Raw genomic sequence first — 16,525 nt, 5'->3', positions numbered from 1 at the left:
TGCCCGGCCGTCTCGCAGACTCCGAACGTTTCCGCGGGTCAATTCAACAGCCATCAATGGGAACAATAGGTCGCGGCGCACAAGAGTCCATATGACCTCAATATTTTTAAGCGCCGATTTTGTTTGAATTGTCGATAGTTACTCGAAATCCGAGAAGATCGGAGGACGATGGCTTGACCGGTGGCCGGTCAAATTATTGCCGTTTCCGTAGAAAGTAGCGGTTGATCCCCTAAGTAAAAAAGCAAATGATGTCGGGCATGTCCGGGAGGGACATGAGGAGGATCATATGACGAAAGTGACGCTGACCGTGAACGGCCGCGCGATGAGCGGCGAGTGCGAGGACCGCACCCTGCTCGTGCATTTCATCCGCGAAAAACTTGGTCTGACGGGCACGCATGTGGGCTGCGATACGACCCAGTGCGGCGCCTGCGTCGTTCATATGGACGGCCATTCGGTGAAGAGCTGTTCGATCCTGGCGGTGCAGGCATCCGGCTCGACGATCACGACGATCGAGGGTCTCGCCGGCCAGGGCGAATTGCATCCGGTTCAAGCGGCCTTCAAGGAGCATCATGGCCTGCAATGCGGCTTCTGCACGCCCGGCATGGTGATGACGGCAGTCGACCTGATCAACCGCGAAGGCGGGACGCTGACCGAAGAGACAGTCCGTGCCGGGCTCGAAGGCAATATCTGTCGTTGCACCGGCTACCACAACATCGTCAAGGCGATCCTTGCCGCCGATGCCGAAATGGCAACGGGGCGGCAGGCCGCTGAGTGAGTGGGTAGTGAGTAGTCGCTAGTGATTGGTGGTCCGAGTGGCCGCATTTCAGCTCCTGAACTACTCACTACCGACTAACTCCTACTCACTTTCCATCACTAATTACCATCTCGGGAGGAGATGAACATGGGTGTTGAAGGAATCGGTGCACGCGTTACTCGGAAAGAGGACAAGCGTTTTCTGACCGGCAAGGGCCGTTACACGGACGACATGACCGTCCCCGGCATGAAATATGCCTATTTTGTCCGCAGTCCTTATGCACATGCGAAGATCAGACACATCGATGCGACCGCGGCGAAGGCCATGCCGGGCGTCATCGACGTGCTCGACGGCAAGCAGCTTCAGGCGGACGGCATCGGCAATCTCATCTGCGGCTGGATGATCCATTCCAAGGACGGGTCGCCGATGAAGATGGGCGCCTGGCATCCGCTCGCGGTCGATACCGTGCGTTATGTGGGCGACGCGATCGCCATCATCGTCGCCGATACCTCCGGCGAGGCCCGCGATGCTGCGGAAGCCGTGGTCATCGATTACGAACAGCTCCCGGTGGTGACCGAGGCCGTTGCAGCACTCGCCTCCGGCGCGCCGCAAATCCATCCGGAAGCGCCCGGCAACCTGATCTTCGATTGGCAGATCGGCGAACCTGACGCCGTGGACAAGGCGATTGCGGCGGCTGCGCATGTCACCGAAATCGAGATCCTCAACAACCGCCTGTCGCCGAACCCGATGGAGCCGCGCGCCACRCTCGGCATCTACGATACCGCCGAAGATCACTATACCTGCTACACGACCAGCCAGAACCCGCATGTGGCGCGACTGGTGATGAGCGCCTTCTATAATGTCGCGCCGGAAAACAAGCTGCGCGTCATCGCGCCGGACGTCGGCGGCGGTTTCGGTTCGAAGATCTATATCTACCCGGAAGAGATCATTTGTCTCTGGGCGTCGAAGAAAACCGGCGTGCCGGTGAAATGGACCTCGGACCGCACCGAGGCGTTCCTCACCGACGCGCATGGCCGCGACCACGTCTCGAAGGTGAAGATGGCCTTCGATGCCAACAACCGCATCACGGCGCTGAAGGTCGATACGATCGCCAATCTCGGCGCCTATATGTCGCTGTTCTCCTCGGCCGTGCCGACCTATCTCTATGCGACGCTGCTGTCCGGCCAATATGCGATCCCGGCAATCCATGCCAATGTTCGCACCGTCTATACCAATACGGTGCCGGTCGATGCCTATCGCGGTGCCGGCCGTCCGGAAGCGACCTACCTCTTGGAACGGACCATGGAGACCGCAGCTCGTGAACTCGGTGTCTCGCCGGCGGAACTGCGCCGGACGAACTTCATCCGCACCTTCCCCTACCAGACGCCCGTCATCATGAACTATGATGCGGGCGACTACGAAGCTTCGCTGAATGCGGCGATGCAGGCCGCCGACTGGACGGGTTTTGCCGCCCGGCGGTCGCAGTCCGAAGCCAGAGGCAAGAAACGCGGCATCGGCATGAGCTGCTATATCGAGGCCTGCGGCATCGCGCCGTCGGCGGCGGTCGGGTCGCTCGGCGCCGGCGTCGGCTTGTGGGAATCGGCGGAAGTGCGGGTCAACGCCGTCGGTACGATCGAGGTGCTGACCGGCTCGCATAGCCATGGCCAGGGCCATGAAACGACCTTCGCGCAGCTGGTCGCCGGCCGCCTCGGCGTGCCGATCGAAAGCATCAACATCGTCCACGGCGACACCGACAAGGTGCAGATGGGCATGGGCACCTATGGCTCGCGCTCCGGCGCGGTCGGCATGTCGGCGGTCGTCAAGGCGCTCGACAAGGTCGAGGCCAAGGCGAAGAAGATCGCCGCGCACCTGATGGAAGCCTCCGAGGAGGATATCGTCATCGAGAACGGCGAATTGAAGGTGGCGGGCACCGACAAATCGGTGCCGTGGTTCCAGGTGGCGCTCGCCTCCTATACGGCCCATAACCTGCCTTCGGGCATGGAGCCGGGCTTGAAGGAAACTGCCTTCTACGACCCTTCCAACTTCACCTTCCCGGCCGGCTGCTACATTGCCGAGGTGGAGATCGATCCGGATACCGGCGAGACGGATATCGTCCAGTTCGTCGCGGCGGACGATTTCGGCAACATCATCAACCCGATGATCGTCGAGGGTCAGGTGCATGGCGGCATTGCCCAGGGCATCGGCCAGGCGATGCTCGAAAACGTTCAGTATGATGCGAACGGGCAGCTGCTGACGGCAAGCTACATGGACTACGCCATGCCGCGCGCCGACGACCTGCCGTCGTTCAAGCTGTCGCACCAGAACACGCCTTGCCCGGGCAATCCGCTCGGCATCAAGGGCTGCGGCGAGGCGGGCGCGATCGGTTCGCCACCGGCGCTAATCAACGCCATCACCGATGCGATCGGCCATAACAAGCTCACCATGCCAGCGACCCCGATGAAGGTCTGGCAGGCACTGCATCCGGCTCACTGAGGAGAACAGACATGTACGCTACCAGCTATCATCGTGCATCCTCGGTGGAAGATGCCGTTAAGCTCAAGTCCGCCAACGAGGAGGGCAAATACCTTTCCGGCGGCATGACCTTGATCGCGACCATGAAACAGCGGCTCGCCGCGCCGAGCGACCTGATCGACCTTCGCCATATCCCGACGCTGCGCGGGATTTCGATCGGCGGCCGCAAGGTGACGATCGGCGCTGCCACGCCGCATGCGGATGTGGCGGCTTCGCGGGAGCTTGCCGCCATCTGTCCGGCGATCTGCAAGCTTGCGGGCCATATCGGCGACCCGCATGTGCGCCACATGGGCACGATCGGCGGTTCGATCGCCAACAACGACCCGGCGGCGGACTATCCCGCCGGCCTGCTCGGGCTCGGCGCGACCATCGTCACCGACCGGCGTTCGATCCCGGCCGACGATTTCTTCACCGGTCTTTTCGAGACCGCACTGGAGGAGGGCGAGATGGTGACCTCTGTCACCTTCGATGCACCGGAAAAGGCCGGCTACGCCAAGTTCAACAACCCGGCCTCGCGTTTTGCGATGACCGGCGTTTTCGTCGCCAAAACCGCCGGCGGCGTGCGTGTCGCGGTGACGGGCGCCGGCTCATCGGGCGTTTTCCGTCATCCCGGCTTCGAACAGGCGCTTGGTTCGAACTGGTCGGCAGATGCGCTGAGCAATGTCGCGGTCGACGCTTCCAACCTGATGGCGGACATGCACGCGAACGCGGAATACCGCGCCAACCTGGTGAAGGTCATGGCGAAAAGGGCGGTGGCGTCTGCCGGTTGAGGCGAATCGAGAACACAGGTGAAAAGCCTGGAAGAGCGGTGAGGCCGCTCTTCTTTTTGCTGCTTGACGTGGATCAATTCTCACATTTTCGAAATCGCTTACCTTTTTATTGGAATAATTCAAAAAAAGCGGGCCTTTTGCCGCAGGTTGGTTCTATTCACGCGGTCCGGGGTTGACGAAAAGCGTGGCTGAAACCAAAACCGAGGTAGGTTCTGGAGTGTGAGCATGGACTTCGAGGCATTTTTCAAGAGCGAACTGGACGGACTTCACGGGGAAGGCCGTTATCGTGTGTTCGCCGATTTGGAGAGGCATCGCGGCAATTTTCCCCGCGCCACGCGCCATACTCCCGATGGTCCGAAGGAAGTGACTGTCTGGTGTTCGAACGACTATCTCGGCATGGGCCAGCATCCCGCCGTGATCGAGGCGATGAAAGAAGCCATCGATCACTGTGGCGCGGGTGCGGGAGGCACCCGGAATATTTCTGGCACGACGCACTATCACGTGGTTCTTGAACAGGAACTGGCGGACCTGCACGGCAAGGAAGCGGCGCTGATCTTCAATTCCGGCTATATGTCGAACTGGGCGACGCTCGGCACGCTCGGCCAGAAAATCCCCGGCCTGATCATCTTCTCCGACGCGCTGAACCACGCGTCGATGATCGAAGGCATTCGTTATGCCAAGTGCGAACGGGTGATCTGGAAGCACAACGACCTCAACGACCTCGAGGCAAAGCTGGCGGCAGCCGATCCGAACGCGCCGAAGCTGATCGCCTTCGAAAGCATCTATTCGATGGACGGCGACATTTCGCCGATCAAGGAAATCTGCGATCTTGCCGATAAATACGGCGCGATGACCTATCTCGACGAAGTGCATGCGGTCGGCATGTATGGCCCGCGCGGCGGCGGCATTGCCGAACGCGAAGGCCTGATGGACCGCCTGACGATCATCGAAGGCACGCTCGGCAAGTCCTTCGGGGTGATGGGCGGTTATATCGCCGCATCGACTGCGCTCTGCGACTTCATCCGTTCTTTCGCCTCGGGCTTCATCTTCACGACCGCCCTGCCGCCGGCTCTGGCAGCCGGGGCGATTGCCTCGATCCGGCACCTGAAGGCAAGCCCTTTCGAGCGGGTCCGCCATCAGGACCGCGTCCGCAAGCTGCGCACGATGCTGGATCAGAAGGGCATTCCGCATATGCACAACCCGAGCCATATCGTGCCGGTTATGGTCGGCGATGCGGCCAAGTGCAAGTGGATCTCCGATATCCTGCTCGATACCTGCGGCGTCTATGTGCAGCCGATCAACTATCCGACCGTGCCGCGCAAGACCGAACGCCTGCGCATCACCCCGACTCCGCTGCATAGCGATGCGGATATCGAGCACCTGGTCGGCTCGCTGCACCAGCTTTGGTCGCGTTGCGCGCTGGCGCGGCACGTGGCTTGAACGATCAACAAAGATCCGAATAACGCATGGCCGCGCTCACGCGGCCATTTCTTTTTGCGCGACGATCTTTCCGGCGCGGCGCCGCGCCTCGGCATCGGCCGCAAATACCCCATCCATCGTCGTTGCGGGCGGATAGTCCACCATTTCATCCATCACCTGTTCGGCAATATCGGCCATGTTGAGAAAACCGATGCGGCCGGCGCAGAAGGCGTGGAAGGCGATCTCTTCGGCGGCGTTCATGACCGCACCCTGTACGCCACCGCGTTCGAGGGCGGTGCGCGCCAGCCTTAGCGCCGGAAAACGAACCTCGTCAGGGGCCTCGAAATCCAGCCTTGCGAGCTTTGCAAAATCCAGCCGTTCGACATCGAGCTTCGAACGGTTCGGATAGGTGAGCGCATAACCGATCGCGGTGCGCATGTCCGGACACCCGAGTTGGGCCAGCACCGACCCGTCGGCATAACCGACCATGGAATGGATGACCGATTGCGGATGGACGATCACCTCGATCTGGTCGGGGCGCAGATCGAAGAGATGTTTCGCCTCGATCATCTCCAGCGCCTTGTTGAACATCGAGGCGCTGCCGATCGAGATTTTCAGGCCCATCGACCAGTTGGGGTGGGCGCGGGCGATATCCGCGGTAACGCCCGCCATCTGCTCGCGGGCCCAGGTGCGGAAAGGCCCGCCGGAGGCTGTCAGCACGATGCGCTCGACCGCGTGGTGCTGGTCGTCTTCGAGCGACTGGAAGATGGCGCTGTGTTCGCTGTCGACCGGGATCAGCCGTCCGCCGCCCTCCGTGACGGCCTTGACGAACAGTTCGCCGGCCGAAACGAGGCATTCCTTGTTGGCGAGCGCGATATCGGCGCCGCGCTCCGCGGCGGCCAGCGTCGGGGCAAGGCCGGCGGTGCCAACGATCGCCGCCATGACCCAGTCGGACGGGCGCGCACCCGCTTCGATCAGCGCCCCACGGCCGGCGGCGACCTCTATGCCGGTGCCGGCAAGCGCGTCCTTCAGCGCCGCATACTGGCGGTCGTCGGCGGTAACCGCGAGTTTCGCGCCACAAGCCTTGGCCTGTTCGGCCAAAAGCGCAATATTGCTGTTGCCGGTGATTGCCACGACCTCGAAGGCTTCGCGGCCGCCGAGCTGGTTCACCACATCCAACGTATTGACGCCGATCGAGCCGGTGGAACCGAGGATGCTGATGCGGCGCTTGCCGGTTTCGGCCATGCTGTCTTCCATTTCCTAAAGCTGCCGTTGGTCTACAAGCGAAAGCCACGGCTCACAAGAGCGGGCTTGAATTCGGCCCGGCTGCGACCAAGTGCAGCTTGCACAACGGGTGCTCTTGGCGCGAAGTGGCATGATGAGCGAACACCATGAAATCCAGACGACCTGCGTGATCGCCGGCGCCGGCCCGGCGGGTCTGATGCTCGGCCTCCTGCTGGCGCGGGCCGGAGTCGATGTGACGGTCGTCGAAAAGCACGCGGATTTCCTGCGCGATTTCCGCGGCGACACGATCCATCCCTCGACGCTGGAAGTGATGCACGAACTCGGCCTGATCGACGAATTTTTGCGGCTGCCGCATACGCGAGCGCCAAAACTCTCCGCCGAAATGGGTGGGAAGACGATCATCATCGCGGATTTTTCGCGACTACCGGTCAGGAACCGCTTCATCGCCTTCATGCCGCAATGGGATTTTTTGAGCTTTCTAGCCGAGAAGGCACAGGGCTATCCGAACTTCCGGCTGATCATGCGGGCGAAGGTGGTGGACGTGCTGGAGGACCGAGGCGCAATTTCGGGCCTCGTTCTGGAGACGCCGGAAGGAGAGCTCACCATCCGCTCGGCGCTCGTCGTCGGTGCCGATGGCCGCAATTCGGTCGTGCGGGAAAGGGCCGGGCTCGATGTCGAGAGTTTCGGCATGCCGAGCGAAGTCGTCTGGATGAAGCTGTCGAAACAACCGGGCGATCCCCACGAGGTGATGGGTCATGCCGGTCCGCGCCAGGGTTTCGTGCTGATCGACCGCGGCGACTATTGGCAATGCGGTTATGTCATCCGCCGCACCACGTTCGCCGATATCCGCGAGAAGGGCATCGAGGTTTTTCGGCAATTGGTGATCGACGTTTCACCGCTGCCGGCCGAACGGATGCAGGAGGTCCGCAGTTTCGAGGATACCAACCTGCTGACGGTGCGGATCGACCGGCTGAAGCAATGGTGGCGGACGGGGTTGATCTGCATCGGCGATGCGGCGCATGCGATGTCGCCGATCGGCGGCGTCGGCGTCAATCTGGCGATCCAGGATGCCGTGGCGGCCGCCAATATTCTGGCCGCACCGCTGCGCGACAAGCGTCTGACTGAAGCGGATCTCGCAGCCGTCGAAAAGCGGCGCAGTTTTCCAACCAGGGCAACGCAGAAGCTGCAGTTGATGATGCGCAGCAGCCGGCGCACTGATGAGGGAGACGACCGGAAGCGCCGGGGCCCGCCGGCCTTCATCCGGGGGATCGCCCGTTTTCCGCTGCTTGCCCATCTCGCCGGCCGCCTGATCGGGCTCGGTTTCCGCATGGAGCATGTGCGGGTAAAATAAGGCAACCTTTGACAGCCCCGCGTCGTTGATCGGCAAAACAACCGAGGTTTTGCCATGCTCATGCTTGGACGAATGCTGACGATAGCGATGGCGCTGCTGGGCGGGATCTTCTTCTCCCAGGCGCCGGAATTCGCGCAGCAATACCGCCAGCGGATCGGCGGCGCGCTCGACGAGCTCAAGATCATGATCTCGGAATTCGACGCCCAGGCCAACCACAACGGCCTCGACCGCCAGGAGGCACTCAACATCTATTCCGCCTCGCCGCAGACCTTCCTGCGCAATCAGGGCGAAGCGATGCGGCGGACCTTTTCGCGTTACGAGATGCTCGCCGAGCAACAGAAAGAGCTGGCCCTGGCGCCGCCGTTCACCAAGCCGTTCGTGGTGATGCGAAATCCTGATTCGACGACGTTTGCAAATGCCTGGCGCGATTTCGTGCCGGGCGTGCCGGTGGATTTCGCAGGCCTCACCTGGGCCGCAGGTGGGCTCTTCTGTGGCTGGCTGATTGCAGCGCTGCTGGGAGCCGCCCGTCGCGGCGTCGTTCGCACGGTAAGGCGGCCGAAACGGACGGACCAGACGTCGACGATTGCGCGCTGAACGAGGGTGGTGATCCCAGATGGATTCGAACCATCGGCCTTAGGATTAGGAAACCGCTACAGGTCCCTATGGCGTAGGGGTTTCAGCGCAGCATGTCGCGTCGATGTTGCGTCACGCCAGAAATGCGCGCTCGGCCTCTGCCATTTCTTCGGCGTCGTCGCCCCTCGGGAATAGGTGCCCGTAGACGTCCATGGTCATGGCAATTGTGCTGTGGCCGAGGCGCTCTTGTACGACCTTGGGGGGCAATTCCAGGCCACCATCTTTCCGCCGGTTTATGCACCACGAGGCATAGAAATGGCGTAGCGCATGCAGGCCTTTGTACTTCGCATCGAGGATCGGCTTCCCCTTCTTGTCCACCTCTCCTCTGTCGACCGTGACGCCGGCAGCGATCCAAGCCGGGTGCAGGCCGCGGCGGAGAAAGTTGTTCAGCGTCTCGACATTTCCGGCACCCGTAGGGAACACGAGATCGAGAACCTTGATCTTCTCACCGGCCGCATCCTTCTTGCCGGTATCCCGTTTCGGGCAGACCAGTTTCCACTGCTTCAAGGCATTCATCACCATAGGCGGCGCCGGCAAGGATCGTTCGCCAGCGATCGACTTCGGCCTGCCGATGTCGTTGTATCGATCGGCCCGCTGATGGACCCGTATCTCGTTCTTGCCGAAATCAACATCCTGCCAGCGCAATCCGCGTAATTCCGACGAACGCAAGCCGCAGAAGATGGCCGTTAAAAACAGCGGCCTGTGACGGCCCTGCAGTACGCCGACGAGCGCTTTCGCCTCTTCCCGCGTCGGAATGTCCACGCCCACCTTCAGACGGCCCTTTTGCCGCCTCTCTTGGCGTTTCTCCCCATTTCCCCTTCTGCCTTTAAGGTCGCGGACGATATTCCGCGCCACGAGGCCGCGTTCCTGCGCGTCCGCTATCAGTGTGCCAAGGCTCACGAGAGCCTTTTTGATCATGGTCGACGTTCGGTCGGCTTCCCTCAGTGCGTCTTCGAAGGCCCGCACCTTGGCGATCGATAAAGAGGAAAGCTTGAGCGACCCGTTGAATGGCACAATATGCAGGCGCAAATGACGTTCGTATTGGTCGATTGTCGACCGCTCCAATTTCGACGCCCGGCAACTAGCAATCCACAGCTTTCCGGCGGCCTCTACGGTGGCGCTAGCGCTGTCGGCTACATGGACCCCCTCGCGCACCTCGACCGAAGCGGTCGCAGCAAACTGGTCAGCTTCCTTCTTAAGCCGAAAGGTTTTGATATGCCTTTTCCCGGCGGCATCGGAATAGTCGACGATCCATGCGGATTTCTCGACACCTTTCGGCGTGGTCCATTCGCGCTTCCGAACTGACATGGTCTATCCCCCACTCCCCACAACACCGCCCTGATACCTGCTCCAAAGCTCATCTGCGCGTGGCGCGACACGATCTAGGGTCCGCTGCAGCTCGCCGACGACGTCAGTGAGGCGGTTTACCTCAGCCCAAAGCCCTTCTTCTTCACGGAAGCTCTCCTCGAGGCGCTGGACAATTTCCGCATTCAAAGATCTTCCGGTTTTTGAGCTTTCACTTGCTATCCGGTCGCGCAGGTTTGCCGGCATCCTTAGCGTCAATCGGATTTCGTCTGTCAGATCGGTCATTTCATTCTCCAAATGTTTAGACACCAATACGACACCATCTCGACACCATCAATCGCATGACACTACATTGGTGTCGTTATGGTTACCGGAGACTGAATGAGATGACAACTATTGCAAAAAACGAAACCCCCGCTCTTGATCTGATTTGGGAGGTAGCGGACATCGCAAAGCTGATCGGTCGGACCGAGCGACAGACGTTCCATATGCTTAATAAAGGGGAATTGCCCGCCAAGAAGGTAGGGGGTCGCTGGGTTGCCGAACGCTCCAAGCTCATCGCTTTCTTCATGGGGGATGCGGCATGAAAAGCTTCAAGACCGTCACCGTGAAGCTTTTCGACGAAGAGCAGGTCTACGTAGTCGAGAGCAACATCACAGAGGCCCACATTGCCGCCGGCAACGAGGAAGGCGTCGTCTGCCACATGGTGGACGCGACCAAGGCCGAATTGATCGTCACGTTGCTGAACGAGCGCGACGTTCAGCGTAGGACCGCGGTATGAGAGACTTTCCTCGCCCCGCTCTCGTTCGTTTAGTGCTCGCCGCCATTGCTACGGCGCCCATCAATGATCGGTTGGCATTCGCCGCTCACGTCAAGCGCTGCGGACAAGGTCCGTCTTGGAAACCCTGCTTGCCGCGCCTCGGAAGGCACCCGAGTTCCTTGCCGAATGCCATCCGCATCTCGACGGCGCGACCCGGGCTGCGCGCCTTCGTCTCTGCCAGGATTGGCTCGTTTGGAAGGAGGTCCGCCGATGAGCGCCACCCGAAATGACCTAGCCGCCAAAGAGCTGACGGCCCTGCGTGAGCAACCCGGTTTCGACGAGTCGGTATTCATCGCGTGGGATCTGGGGAGCTTTGCAGACCGCTTTTGCATATCCACGCAAGAAGCCGCAGACATTTTGCGTAATACCAGGCCAGCACCGGACAAGAGCCGCTTTCAATGGCTAGAGGCAGTCACACAGGCCTGCGGCCGAGGGCAAATGTCTCAAAAGGGTGTCCTCGTGGCGAATGTCCTGTTTGGATGCTTCAACGACAGCTCTCCGTATTGCTGGCCGTCGCAGCAGACAATCGCGAAACGTGCGGGCTGGACGAGCATCCGAGCTGTCACTTACGGACTGAGCCAGCTATCCGAGCTCGGAGCCATTGAACGCATTCTAGCCCGAAACCTTCCGGTCGACGTAGCAGAGAAGGTTCTCGGGGCGAAAGAGGAAGGCGGAAGTGGTCGAGACGTCCGTTCTGCTGCCTATAAACGCGTACCGCCTTCGGTCTGGCAGAAGGTCGAAGCCCGCACAGAGTGTTCCACCAACAATAGGAACAGTTCATTCCACCTCAATCATAAAACTCAACCTGAACCGGCTTCGCCGGATACACCTTACTTATCCGTTGAAGCGTCGCCTTTAGCGTCTCCACTTGTGGAGACGTATCAGTATGGCAGTGATGGAGAAAAAGCTCATGGCTGAGGTTCTTTCTCTCCCCGCAGATTTCGACAGCCGTGTTCGATTGCTCGCCGCTGAGCTTCAGGACCGAAGGGGCACGATCCAACTCCGCGAGATCGCGACACATGCCGGACGTCTTGCTGAACAGGCTCGCTGCGCCGGGGCCCAGCGCTGGCAGGCGGTCAGGATAGAAGACACTTTCAAAGCGGCTGTGCGTGCTCGCCTCGATGAACTTGCCGGCATGCCCAGAGAACGGCCCGCCCGGGTGTTACCCCTGAAGTCCCAAGGTGCAGCATGACCGTATTCGTCGACATCAGGCTCGCCATGCGTCTGGGCGGCCTCATTTGGAAGGAGATCGGCAAATGACCTCAATTCTCAACGTCACCCGCAACGACGAGGGCCAGTACGAGATCACAGACCAGCGTGGCACGTTAGTCGAGGGTCCGTTCGACACCAACGCTGCTGCCTGGCGCGCGCTCAAGCAGATCGACCAGGGCAGCAACGGGCAGAAGGCGCGCCACGGCAAGAAAGCCCTCTGCGGAGAGCCGGAGCGGCCAAAGCAGTCGAAGAAGGTGCCCCGCAAGGAAAGTGCGAAACAGGAACGCGTCAATCACCGCATGAAGGTCAACGCAGCAAAGGCGCCCGGATGGGTCCGTGGCGTTGCTGCTGCGAAATTTGATCCGGCCGGCGAGCGCAACTTCCGGGATCACAAGCTCGGGACATTCGGCGCGGCTTCGGAAGTCAAGCGGATCGATCCGGCGGAGTACCTGGCCGCAAAGGCGCGAGGTGAAGCTTGAAGCGGCACAGCGTCAACATCTACAAGATCGCCCGGGAATGCGGCGTGAGGCTGAGGGATGCCAGCGAGCATTCGCCCGCCAGCCGCCGACCGGGCGACTGCTTCTGCAAACCGACGATTCGGGAAATTGGCGAAACCCACGGCGAGGCCCATCTCCGCCTCGTCCTGATGCTACTCACCGGCGACAAAGCCAACGCCCGCGAAATGTATGCCGATATAATCAAGGCAGTCTCTCGGCTGCTGGCGCAGCACCCCGACCTTGTCCGCTGGCCATCGCTAGTGGACGAGTTCAACGCGATCGACCTCGGCCTCATGCGCCGGGCTGCCAAGGATCTGAAATCAGGCGTTCCATCGAGCGACGTGCTCCTGGTCATGTTGTCATTGAGATTGATGGTGCCCGTCAGGGGCAGAATGGGAGAAGCAGCATGAAGTTTGGCGACTGGACGGCCAAGGCAGTTGAGGAGTGGATCATCGAGATGGCCGACACGCTGAGGAAGCTTCCGGCCGCCAGGGGTCCGAAGGTATTCGGAAACGCGATGCCGGAGGCGCTGAGGAGCTTCGAAGAGAGTTACGGCGCCCATGCCGCCCGCTATCGAGAAAATGCGTCAGCGGGCGCTCTGGCGAGAATGGAGCAGGTGTTCGGATGGATCAACGCCCTGCCCCAGGAGGCGGACCGCAAGCTGATCTATGCGTGGTCGTGGGTAAAGGTCCGTCGAGGCCGGACAATCTCCGCTTTTGCGGAAGAAAATGCCTTCAACGAAAGAACTCTGCGCCGCGCTGTAACCGCTATCTGCCAAGCCATTGCGGACAATCTCAACCAAAAAGGCCAGGTTCGGCTTCTTGCCCCGGATTGTGCCGTGTCCGAAGTTCAGGCAGATATCGCGTCAACAACGGTAACATCCGGAAATTGCGTCACAGCCTGGCGCTCACCGGATGCTAAGCCGCAAGTCGACCCTGCTCTCGCTCGTCGAAGAGTACTCGAACCCCGGCACGCCCGGGCGCGGTGAGATTCGTGGCGCAGCGCAACTGATTTTTTTCCTGTAAGACAAGCTTACAGTTTGCGCCTTTGACAAATTTGTAAGATGATCGAGGCATACCCAAGGGGAGGACAGGTTCCAGCCAATCCTCCCCAAGGCGGGTATAGCGCCAAGGCCGGGATCACGACGTTTATGGTGTTGTCAGCACCGTCGTTGTCCTGGCCTTCCGCATTATGGGCAGGCTCAAATGCCAAGATCAATGACGAATTTTACGCCAAATTAAGCGTAACCCGTTGACGAAGCAGGCGTGATTAGAATGCCACAGAGGCATCCATGGAGAATCGCTGTCGAATCAATGGGATTCATAACTGAGATCTTTTAAGAGCCATCGTTAACAGAAAAAATAAAAAAATGCTTGACGGCGCTTGGGGGGTAATTCTGGCAACTGTCTTTTAGTAAGCTGCCGGTAAATGCTGGTCATCGTTGGCTTTTTCATGCGAATCATCGCTCGTTATTGGAAGCGTCCGGGGTTGGTTTCGATCCCTGGACGGACGGCATAACAGGCGGCCACGAGAGTTTCATGTCGGAGTAGAGCAGCCCGGTAGTTCCTCAGGCTCATAACCTGAAGGCAGGTTCAAATCCCGCCCCCGCAACCAACGATCCCTGTGATCCCAAAAAAGCCCCCTCGTGGGGCTTTTGGCGTTTTTGTCCTTCGATCGTCCTGGTTCGACCCATGAGGTCTTCCAGGATTGCCTTCTCGTGGAGGAATTCGGGCTTCTTCTTGCCAGATGCAAAAGTGAGGATCGCCGCAAGATCGCCCCGCAGCACGATGACAAGTTGCTCACCATCAGGCACGAGATCGATGCGGCTGACCAGCGTGCGAAGCTTGTCGGCCGCCAGTGCCCGCGTCTCTTCGTTGCCAAGCTGGTCGTGAAGAGCGGCGATCTCCTCGTGATAATATTTTGCCAGATTGGGGTGGAGGAGGGGAGGTGGTTCTTCCGCACCGTCGAGGAAGCCGGCCAGCTCTTTCTTGCGTGCCTCAAGCTTGGTGCTGCGTTCCTTGACCATATCCACCGGCAACGCATCTTTGAGGTAGAGATCGAGGATCTTCTCAAGCTCCCGGTCAATCCGTTTCGTTTCAGTTTGCGCGGTGTCGATGGAAACGCGAGCCTCCATTCGGGCCTTGTTGACCTCCCGCGTAAACTCCTCGCAAAACTCCTTGTAGAGTTCCGGTTCCATCAGGTGCTTGTCGAGCCCATTCAGAACGGATTGTTCGAGCGTGTCGCGGCGGATATTGAGCCGGTTGTCGCAAGTCCCTTTGGTCCGGGCGTTGGTGCAGCCGAGCATGTCCTTAGAAATCATCGAGTAGCCGCCACCGCAGCAGCCGCATTTGACGAGCCCGGTGAACAGGTGTTTTGGCCGGCGGCGTTCGTTCAGAATACGGTTGTCGCCAGGCAGGGTTCCGGGTTCCAGCGCCAGCTGCTCCTGCCGCGTCTTTACTGCATCCCAGAGGTTCTGATCGACGATGCGCAGATCCGGCACGTCATTAACGACCCAATCCGTTTCCGGATTGAGACGGGATACGCGTTTGCCCGTATCTGGGTCCTTCAGGTATCGCAGGCGGTTCCAGACCAGTTTCCCCATATACAGTTCGTTGTTGAGAATGCCTGTCCCGCGTTTTGGATTGCCATGAATTGTCGACGGCCCCCATTCGCTTCCTTGCGGCCCTGGCACACCTTCACTGTTCAGCACCATGGCGATCGTGCGCGAGGATTTTCCCGCCAGATATTCCGTGAATATGCGCCGGACGATATTGGCTTCCAGCTCGTTGATGGTGCGCTCGCCGCGGTTGGTTTCGCCTGATGTGTCGACCTGCCTTACGACGTCGTAACCGTAGCAGAGGCCACCGCCGGATTTGCCTTCTTCGACCCGGCCGCGCAGGCCACGTCGCGTCTTGTCGGCAAGGTCTTTCAGGTAGAGCGCGCCCATCGTGCCCTTGAGGCCTATATGCAGTTCGCTGACTTCACCTTCGGATAGGGTAACGATGCTGACGCCGGCAAAACGCATACGCTTGTAGAGACCGGCAATATCTTCCTGGTCGCGCGAAAGGCGATCGAGTGATTCCGTCAGGATGACGTCGAAGCGCCGCTTCAGTCCGTCGGCGATCAGTTCCTGGATACCCGGCCGGATCAGAGAGGCGCCGGAGATGGCGCGATCCGTATAACTGTCGACGATTGTCCAGCCTTCACGCTCGGCGCGGCTCCGGCAAATGCGAAGCTGGTCTTCAATGGAGGCATCGCGCTGATTGTCGGATGAATAGCGGGCGTAGAGCGCAACCTTCATGAATTGGCCTCCCTATTTGAGGAGGCGTTCGGGGGTGGCACGCTCCTGTTCTGCTTCGACGAATTTACGGGCTGCCTGTCGCGCAAGCAAGCGGACAAGTTCCCGGAGGCGGGGATCGGGCTTTGACGGATCGTAAAACGGCATGTCGTCGGCGGGTGCGAGAACGACCCGCACGCTGTTTGCCGCTGTCCCTTTCCGCTTTGCCACAACACAATCCTCGACCTTGAGCGGACCGTTCCGCTTCGGGGAAAGACTGGGCCGGCAACCGGCGGATTTGAATGCGAAATCGCGGGCATGACAGCGACCTCCAGCGTAAAGTACCGTCCCTTGTCGCTTTGGCTCGCAGTCGTTCGCAGATCATGCGGCGGAAACAAAGGGCATTGGCGTAAGAATACTTGAATTTTGCGGCGAGCGAATCCCCCTGCGCGTAGAATTATTTTGCGTTCTTCCTCCTCCTGACCGGCTCAGATTCTTTCCCTAGTCATTATGCGGCACCTTCCAATGAACACAAGGAGAGCTTCGCTCGCTTTGTCTTGATCGGCTGCGGCCAAGCCTTGCCGACCCGTAGGGAGCCAAGGGAAACTTTTCCCCTTGCTCCCACAAACGCCGCCTGCGCATGGCAGGGCCGCCCGCTTGCAAGCCGTGCGATAGCAGTCAATGTCCAGACAGTCGGATCCGTCCCGCTC

17 protein-coding genes and 1 tRNA gene are annotated in these 16,525 nt (G+C 60.1%); 14 read left to right on the top strand and 4 right to left on the bottom strand.

Annotated elements, in window-relative coordinates:
* Positions 1-286: 286 nt before the first annotated feature.
* The 4 genes from AC1D3C_RS25205 to hemA all read left to right on the top strand — a co-directional run bounded on the left by AC1D3C_RS25205 (position 287) and on the right by hemA (position 5,496).
* On the top strand, positions 287-775 hold the full coding sequence (locus tag AC1D3C_RS25205) for a (2Fe-2S)-binding protein (protein ID WP_037081659.1): 489 nt from the start codon (positions 287-289) through the stop codon (positions 773-775).
* 126 nt (positions 776-901) lie between these two features.
* Entirely contained in the window at positions 902-3,247 is a 2,346-nt protein-coding gene (locus AC1D3C_RS25200; protein WP_477484799.1) for a xanthine dehydrogenase family protein molybdopterin-binding subunit, read from the top strand.
* Positions 3,248-3,258: 11 nt separating this feature from the next.
* Complete coding sequence (locus tag AC1D3C_RS25195; RefSeq protein ID WP_477484798.1) at positions 3,259-4,056, top strand: FAD binding domain-containing protein; 798 nt, start codon at positions 3,259-3,261, stop codon at positions 4,054-4,056.
* Positions 4,057-4,281: 225 nt separating this feature from the next.
* Complete coding sequence (gene hemA, locus AC1D3C_RS25190) at positions 4,282-5,496, top strand: 5-aminolevulinate synthase (protein WP_477484797.1); 1,215 nt, start codon at positions 4,282-4,284, stop codon at positions 5,494-5,496.
* A 36-nt stretch (positions 5,497-5,532) separates the two neighbouring features.
* On the opposite strand, the gene dxr is transcribed toward hemA, so the two are convergent.
* Entirely contained in the window at positions 5,533-6,720 is a 1,188-nt protein-coding gene (dxr, locus tag AC1D3C_RS25185) for a 1-deoxy-D-xylulose-5-phosphate reductoisomerase (protein WP_477484796.1), read from the bottom strand.
* Between the two features lie 130 nt (positions 6,721-6,850).
* Here dxr and AC1D3C_RS25180 point away from each other — a divergent pair, with 130 nt between their 5' ends.
* Positions 6,851-8,071 (top strand): FAD-dependent oxidoreductase, encoded by a 1,221-nt coding sequence (locus AC1D3C_RS25180; protein ID WP_477484795.1) that lies wholly within the window; start codon positions 6,851-6,853, stop codon positions 8,069-8,071.
* Between the two features lie 54 nt (positions 8,072-8,125).
* A complete protein-coding gene (locus AC1D3C_RS25175; RefSeq protein WP_477484794.1) occupies positions 8,126-8,665 on the top strand; it encodes a DUF2937 family protein in 540 nt (179 codons plus the stop codon).
* A 111-nt stretch (positions 8,666-8,776) separates the two neighbouring features.
* Here AC1D3C_RS25175 and AC1D3C_RS25170 read toward each other — a convergent pair whose 3' ends face one another.
* The gene (locus AC1D3C_RS25170) at positions 8,777-10,012 is read right to left on the bottom strand and encodes a tyrosine-type recombinase/integrase (protein ID WP_477484793.1); all 1,236 of its coding nucleotides are present in this window, start codon (positions 10,010-10,012) and stop codon (positions 8,777-8,779) included.
* A 3-nt stretch (positions 10,013-10,015) separates the two neighbouring features.
* Positions 10,016-10,294 carry an Arc family DNA-binding protein gene (locus AC1D3C_RS25165; RefSeq protein ID WP_477484792.1) on the bottom strand — a complete coding sequence of 93 codons (279 nt, stop codon included), beginning with the start codon at positions 10,292-10,294 and terminating at the stop codon, positions 10,016-10,018.
* 101 nt (positions 10,295-10,395) lie between these two features.
* On the opposite strand from AC1D3C_RS25165, the gene AC1D3C_RS25160 reads away from it, so the two are divergent.
* The 8 genes from AC1D3C_RS25160 to AC1D3C_RS25125 all read left to right on the top strand — a co-directional run bounded on the left by AC1D3C_RS25160 (position 10,396) and on the right by AC1D3C_RS25125 (position 14,152).
* Positions 10,396-10,596 (top strand): DNA-binding protein, encoded by a 201-nt coding sequence (locus tag AC1D3C_RS25160; RefSeq protein ID WP_477484791.1) that lies wholly within the window; start codon positions 10,396-10,398, stop codon positions 10,594-10,596.
* Positions 10,593-10,790, top strand: a complete 198-nt coding sequence (locus AC1D3C_RS25155; RefSeq protein WP_477484790.1) for a hypothetical protein — start codon at positions 10,593-10,595, stop codon at positions 10,788-10,790. The genes AC1D3C_RS25160 and AC1D3C_RS25155 overlap by 4 nt, the downstream gene beginning before the upstream one ends.
* A gap of 249 nt (positions 10,791-11,039) precedes the next feature.
* Positions 11,040-11,747, top strand: a complete 708-nt coding sequence (locus AC1D3C_RS25150; protein ID WP_477484789.1) for a hypothetical protein — start codon at positions 11,040-11,042, stop codon at positions 11,745-11,747.
* Positions 11,716-12,021, top strand: coding sequence for a hypothetical protein (locus tag AC1D3C_RS25145; RefSeq protein ID WP_477484788.1), 306 nt, complete (start codon positions 11,716-11,718; stop codon positions 12,019-12,021). The genes AC1D3C_RS25150 and AC1D3C_RS25145 overlap by 32 nt, the downstream gene beginning before the upstream one ends.
* Before the next feature lie 64 nt (positions 12,022-12,085).
* Positions 12,086-12,520, top strand: a complete 435-nt coding sequence (locus AC1D3C_RS25140; RefSeq protein WP_477484787.1) for a hypothetical protein — start codon at positions 12,086-12,088, stop codon at positions 12,518-12,520.
* Positions 12,517-12,948, top strand: a complete 432-nt coding sequence (locus AC1D3C_RS25135; protein WP_477484786.1) for a hypothetical protein — start codon at positions 12,517-12,519, stop codon at positions 12,946-12,948. The genes AC1D3C_RS25140 and AC1D3C_RS25135 overlap by 4 nt, the downstream gene beginning before the upstream one ends.
* Complete coding sequence (locus tag AC1D3C_RS25130) at positions 12,945-13,526, top strand: DUF6362 family protein (RefSeq protein ID WP_477484785.1); 582 nt, start codon at positions 12,945-12,947, stop codon at positions 13,524-13,526. Before AC1D3C_RS25135 ends, AC1D3C_RS25130 begins: the two co-directional genes overlap by 4 nt.
* Positions 13,527-14,077: 551 nt before the next feature.
* A tRNA-Met gene (locus AC1D3C_RS25125) sits at positions 14,078-14,152 on the top strand.
* Here the strand turns inward: AC1D3C_RS25125 and AC1D3C_RS25120 are convergent.
* A complete protein-coding gene (locus AC1D3C_RS25120; protein WP_477484808.1) occupies positions 14,112-15,839 on the bottom strand; it encodes a recombinase family protein in 1,728 nt (575 codons plus the stop codon). The genes AC1D3C_RS25125 and AC1D3C_RS25120 overlap by 41 nt on opposite strands.
* Between the last annotated feature and the right edge of the window lie 686 nt (positions 15,840-16,525).

The organism is Neorhizobium sp. P1_A6 (assembly GCF_056406795.1).
This window is presented reverse-complemented; position numbering and strand designations above follow the sequence as displayed.

Bases quoted from the DNA above. Each gene is read 5' to 3' on its own strand.
- AC1D3C_RS25145 (WP_477484788.1), top strand. From the start codon at position 11,716: ATGGCAGTGATGGAGAAAAAGCTCATGGCTGAGGTTCTTTCTCTCCCC.
- AC1D3C_RS25155 (WP_477484790.1), top strand. From the start codon at position 10,593: ATGAAAAGCTTCAAGACCGTCACCGTGAAGCTTTTCGACGAAGAGCAG.
- AC1D3C_RS25180 (WP_477484795.1), top strand. From the start codon at position 6,851: ATGATGAGCGAACACCATGAAATCCAGACGACCTGCGTGATCGCCGGC.
- AC1D3C_RS25165 (WP_477484792.1), bottom strand. From the start codon at position 10,294: ATGACCGATCTGACAGACGAAATCCGATTGACGCTAAGGATGCCGGCA.
- hemA (WP_477484797.1), top strand. From the start codon at position 4,282: ATGGACTTCGAGGCATTTTTCAAGAGCGAACTGGACGGACTTCACGGG.
- AC1D3C_RS25205 (WP_037081659.1), top strand. From the start codon at position 287: ATGACGAAAGTGACGCTGACCGTGAACGGCCGCGCGATGAGCGGCGAG.
- AC1D3C_RS25160 (WP_477484791.1), top strand. From the start codon at position 10,396: ATGACAACTATTGCAAAAAACGAAACCCCCGCTCTTGATCTGATTTGG.
- AC1D3C_RS25175 (WP_477484794.1), top strand. From the start codon at position 8,126: ATGCTCATGCTTGGACGAATGCTGACGATAGCGATGGCGCTGCTGGGC.
- AC1D3C_RS25195 (WP_477484798.1), top strand. From the start codon at position 3,259: ATGTACGCTACCAGCTATCATCGTGCATCCTCGGTGGAAGATGCCGTT.
- AC1D3C_RS25120 (WP_477484808.1), bottom strand. From the start codon at position 15,839: ATGAAGGTTGCGCTCTACGCCCGCTATTCATCCGACAATCAGCGCGAT.
- AC1D3C_RS25170 (WP_477484793.1), bottom strand. From the start codon at position 10,012: ATGTCAGTTCGGAAGCGCGAATGGACCACGCCGAAAGGTGTCGAGAAA.
- AC1D3C_RS25130 (WP_477484785.1), top strand. From the start codon at position 12,945: ATGAAGTTTGGCGACTGGACGGCCAAGGCAGTTGAGGAGTGGATCATC.
- AC1D3C_RS25140 (WP_477484787.1), top strand. From the start codon at position 12,086: ATGACCTCAATTCTCAACGTCACCCGCAACGACGAGGGCCAGTACGAG.
- dxr (WP_477484796.1), bottom strand. From the start codon at position 6,720: ATGGCCGAAACCGGCAAGCGCCGCATCAGCATCCTCGGTTCCACCGGC.
- AC1D3C_RS25150 (WP_477484789.1), top strand. From the start codon at position 11,040: ATGAGCGCCACCCGAAATGACCTAGCCGCCAAAGAGCTGACGGCCCTG.